Here is a 3,244-nt window from a genome sequence, read left to right on the forward strand (position 1 = left end):
GCTTCAGCATCGTTGTAATCGTTCTTCTGGCCTTTGACGAAGGGCTTGGTGTATTTGGCGGCGATGATACGCGGATCAAACCCCAGTTTGCGCAATGTTCGGCTGACAAAATGCGCACTCATGCACGCTTCCATGCCCACAATACAGCGCGGCAACTTCTCGAACGTAGCCACGAGGGACAGACGCCTGATCTTTTTCCGAAAAGCGTAGCTACCATCGTCATTGAACCCAACGATGTGTAATGTATCTTTGCCAATGTCGATGCCGACGGAAAGAAGTTCTGTGGTCATGGGACTGCTCCGGTTTCATGAGAACAGGATCACTATAGAGCCTGCGCCTTAGGGGAGCAGGCGGTCCATCCCATTAGCGGACCTTCGGGTGGTTCTATCGTGGGTTGAGGCAGGCGCACCCCAAAGCGTTCTCGGTGGCCTCTGTGACGATTGAAAACTATTCAATGGCCATTAGCAGCTTATTCGACCTAACAGTGCCACCTTACAATCAGAAGACTGAGCCTCCCCCTCTCTGCGCTTGAAGTAAATATGGGCAAGCTCATCCAGGGTCTCGATATGCATTAACCCTTCGCGCATAGCCTTCTTCATTTTGCGCGCTTTCTCACGCGCTTCATCAACACTGAGCTCTGGGAAATACCCCAGCGTCTCATGCAGGCGCTGACCTGCAACTTTGACGTAAACCGAAAAGGTTTTTTCTTTGCGCCAACTGTGACGAGCAGCCCCTCCTCTACGGAGTCGGAGAGCCGGATACGTTTGCCTTCATACTTAAAAATTTTGAGATATGAGTTGGTGAACCGGGTTGCCATGGAGATGCCTTAAATCACCCCCCCCCTATATGAACACGAAAAATAAATCACACGCTAGTCACACAGCCAATAAAACTTGCGGCATTTCGATATAGCTCGAAACAACCGCAAGCCATTGAAATTAAAAGAAGAAACAGCTCAGCCTAAACCCATCAAACAGCACCCGGATAATTTGGGCTTTCGCGTGTAATCGTGACGTCGTGGGCGTGGCTTTCACGAAGGGAGGCGCCGGAGATGCGGACGAAGGTTGCGCGGTCTTTGTACTCTGGCAGGTTCGGCGCACCGACATATCCCATGGACGCACGAACACCACCTGCGAGCTGGTGCAGAACGGAAGAGAGAGGACCTTTGTAAGGCACCTGTCCTTCAATACCTTCTGGAACCAGCTTCAGCTTATCAGAGACCTCTGCCTGGAAGTAACGATCTGCGGAACCACGTGCCATTGCACCGACAGAGCCCATACCACGATAGGCTTTGTAGGAACGGCCCTGATGCAGGTAAACCTCGCCTGGGCTTTCTTCGGTACCAGCCAACAGAGAGCCAACCATGCAGGAGCCAGCACCTGCTGCGAATGCTTTTGCCATATCGCCGGAGAACTTGATGCCACCATCCGCGATGATCGGGACATCGGCTTTAGCAGCTTCAGCAGCACAATCCAGGATCGCTGTGAGCTGAGGAACACCAACACCAGCAACAATGCGTGTTGTACAGATGGAGCCTGGTCCGATGCCTACCTTTACGGCGTCCGCACCAGCTTCGATCAGCGCTTTCGTTGCAGCTGGCGTTGCTACGTTACCAGCCACCAGCTCTACACTCGGGAAGCGTTTCTTGATTGCAGCTACCTGATCAATTACAGCCTGCGAATGGCCGTGCGCGGTATCTACGACCAGAAGGTCCACGTCAGCCTCAATCAGAGCCTCAGCGCGGCGCATACCATCTTCACCCACGCTGGTTGCTGCACCAGACAGAAGGCGACCCTGCGCATCCTTAGATGCATTCGGGTTGAGCTGCGCCTTTTCCATATCCTTAACAGTGATAAGGCCAACACAGTACTGGTTCTCATCAACCACCAGAAGCTTTTCGATACGGTGTTGGTGCAACAGGCGCTTGGCTTCATCCTGACGAACGTTATCGCGAACTGTGATCAGGTTGTCGCGGGTCATCAGTTCGCAGACCAGCTGCTCTGGGTTTGAGGCAAAACGTACGTCGCGGTTGGTCAGAATACCAACGAGACGACCTGTGGCAGTACCGCCGCGACCACCGTTTTCAACCACTGGCACACCGGAGATCTTGTGCGCTTCCATCAGGTTGAGTGCGTCTTTGAGAGTTGCATCAGGGCCAATCACCAATGGATTGACGACCATGCCGCTTTCGAATTTCTTCACCTGACGGACTTCTTCAGCCTGACGCTCTGGTGTCATGTTCTTGTGGATGATGCCGAGACCACCAGCCTGTGCCATAGCAATCGCCAGGCGCGCTTCTGTCACTGTGTCCATTGCGGAAGAGAGGATAGGCAAATGCAAATGAAGATTGCGAGAGATTCTTGAGTGCAGTTCGACCTGCGCTGGCATGATCTCAGAATGCCCTGGAAGGAGCAGAACATCATCAAAAGTCAGCGCTTCGTGACCTGAAGATGGTTCGTAAAATGTAGGCATTGCCAAGTTCCCTTCGGATGAATATAGACCGCCCTGACCCACTCCCTGCTCAAGTGGATTTGACTGCAGAGTTGTCTGAAAAGATAGAGAAGTTGACGCGGGTCACTACCACGGCTTTTGCGATTTGAAAAGGGGCATTTATCAGATTTAGGCTCCGGAATGCATATTTACTCATCCCCCCATTGATTTTACTAAATTGCAAGTATCGTCAATGAGCGTTGATAGACCGAATTCCTTTAAGGTCAACTTTCCAGAACAACACCTTCAGGGATACTCAGAGGTCTTCGCCGACACTCCTGAGTGTTTTCAGACCGGAAAGCTCCGAGCATGCCGCACCGCCTCCGCATGACAACAGTGATCGTTGGCATGACGCTTTTGCTGGTGCAGTTGGATGCCACAGTGCTTGGGGTTGCGATCCCCACTATCGCTCATGATCTTAAAATTAATCCACTTTCATTGCATATGACCATATCGCTCTATCAGCTCACATCAGCGGTGTTTATTCCCATATCGGGATGGGCAGCTGACCGGTTCGGGTCAAAACGTTTGTTCGTTAGCGCAGCGCTCCTGTTTATGAGCATGTCAGTGTGATCAGCCCCACTTGAGTGGTTCGGTTTGAAAGTTAGTGCATGACTGGCCTTTGGTCTACTGGAATGATTACTTCAGGAGCCGGTGGGCGGAAGTTCAGCGCACTATGGGGGCGTTTGGTATTGTAGTGTATCCTCCACCTTTCGATGATTATTTGGGCTTCACGCAACGAGTAAAAGGTCTC

Annotated in this window: 3 protein-coding genes and 1 pseudogene; 1 reads left to right on the forward strand and 3 read right to left on the reverse strand. The window is 51.9% G+C overall.

Annotated features, from left to right (window positions below):
* Nucleotides 1-290 (reverse strand): annotated as a pseudogene (locus PsAD37_RS16930) (IS110 family transposase); the annotation flags it as partial.
* 679 nt (nucleotides 291-969) lie between these two features.
* Nucleotides 970-2,472, reverse strand: coding sequence for an IMP dehydrogenase (gene guaB, locus PsAD37_RS16940; RefSeq protein ID WP_063297163.1), 1,503 nt, complete (start codon nucleotides 2,470-2,472; stop codon nucleotides 970-972).
* Nucleotides 2,473-2,799: 327 nt separating this feature from the next.
* Here guaB and PsAD37_RS16945 point away from each other — a divergent pair, with 327 nt between their 5' ends.
* Nucleotides 2,800-3,063 (forward strand): MFS transporter, encoded by a 264-nt coding sequence (locus tag PsAD37_RS16945; protein WP_063297164.1) that lies wholly within the window; start codon nucleotides 2,800-2,802, stop codon nucleotides 3,061-3,063.
* A 31-nt stretch (nucleotides 3,064-3,094) separates the two neighbouring features.
* Here the strand turns inward: PsAD37_RS16945 and PsAD37_RS27650 are convergent.
* Nucleotides 3,095-3,244: integrase core domain-containing protein (locus PsAD37_RS27650; protein ID WP_153039778.1), on the reverse strand; the 150-nt coding region annotated here is incomplete at its 5' end.

The sequence above is a fragment of the Pseudovibrio sp. Ad37 genome, assembly GCF_001623075.1.
In the GTDB taxonomy this organism is placed as follows: domain Bacteria; phylum Pseudomonadota; class Alphaproteobacteria; order Rhizobiales; family Stappiaceae; genus Pseudovibrio.

Bases quoted from the DNA above. Each gene is read 5' to 3' on its own strand.
- PsAD37_RS16945 (WP_063297164.1), top strand. From the start codon at position 2,800: ATGCCGCACCGCCTCCGCATGACAACAGTGATCGTTGGCATGACGCTT.
- guaB (WP_063297163.1), bottom strand. From the start codon at position 2,472: ATGCCTACATTTTACGAACCATCTTCAGGTCACGAAGCGCTGACTTTT.